We start from the raw sequence: 1,049 nt of genomic DNA, 5'->3' as shown, positions 1-1,049 counted from the left end.
GCAGTAACGGGTTCAACGATGCCGTCACTGCAGCACAGCAGATGGGCACCGAGTTGTCGAGCGGCGATCAGGTCAAGACCCTGCCGAAAGAGGGGTCATGATTTCTCTTGCCTCGCGCTTTTCGCGGACGAAAGTGCTGGTCCTCGTCATCGTGCTACTGCTGTGTACTACCGCGGGGCTGACAGCAAAGCTGCTCACTGCCGAGGAGGGCGGGGTCAAGTCGTTCGACTCCTCGTCCCAGCAGGCGTGTTCCGATGTCACGGGTACCGACAACACGGCTGAGATGCGACGGATGGTCCCTCCGGCGCGTTCCTACTCGGTGTCGGCCGAGAACAAGGTCAAAGGCCCGTTTGCCCGGTTCTCGTGTGAAGTGCGGGCCGACGATCGCATCGCCGTGAAATTCGAGGTGGCGACCACGCCGGACGACTGGCACGAGTGGGCCGAGTACATCACGGAATCCGAACTCGACTGGTCGTCCGGTCGGCACCGCGTCGACCTGTACGAAGGCGGCTTCGCAGGTCCGCGCGCAGCCGCGCTGTACGTGCCGTGTCCGGGCCTGCCGACGGAACGTGAGGAAGCGTTGGGCGTGACCGTCTTCACGACCCACGACGGTCACCACGAAAAGGACCTTCTCCGACTCGCCAAGCGGGCCGCGAAGCAGGCGACTGGGCAGTTGGGCTGCGAGAAGTGACTATGCGCCTCGCGGCAGCCGGTGCGCCGGGCGAGGAGACGTGGGTCACACGCGTTCGTGTCACAGGGTGCCGGGCTGTCTCGTCCCAGGGGGTGTAGGCACCCTGACGAGAGCGCGGAGGAGCACACGATGGATGCGCGGCTGAACTACTTCGCCGACCCGACGGCCGGCAAGGCCTTCAAGCACTTCATGTCGGCGGGCAAGATACTCAAGGAATCGTCGCTGCCGGCCGCCACGCAGGAGTTGGTGGAGCTGCGCGTGAGCCAGATCAACGGCTGCGCCGTCTGCATCGACATGCACACCAAGGAGGCCGCCGCCGCAGGAGAGAGCGCGGTGCGGTTGCACCTGGTCTCGGCGT

General features: G+C 65.1%; 2 protein-coding genes. Both read left to right on the top strand.

The window, feature by feature from the left end:
- The first annotated feature begins 133 nt into the window (after positions 1-133).
- Positions 134-691 (top strand): hypothetical protein, encoded by a 558-nt coding sequence (locus tag ACFXIV_RS48325; protein WP_379421592.1) that lies wholly within the window; start codon positions 134-136, stop codon positions 689-691.
- A 129-nt stretch (positions 692-820) separates the two neighbouring features.
- Positions 821-1,049, top strand: a 229-nt coding sequence (locus ACFXIV_RS48320) for a carboxymuconolactone decarboxylase family protein (RefSeq protein ID WP_379421591.1), incomplete at its 3' end; no start/stop codon positions are given.

The organism is Nocardia sp. NPDC059236, from assembly GCF_042754085.1.
Taxonomy (GTDB): Bacteria; Actinomycetota; Actinomycetes; order Mycobacteriales; family Mycobacteriaceae; genus Nocardia.
This window is presented reverse-complemented; position numbering and strand designations above follow the sequence as displayed.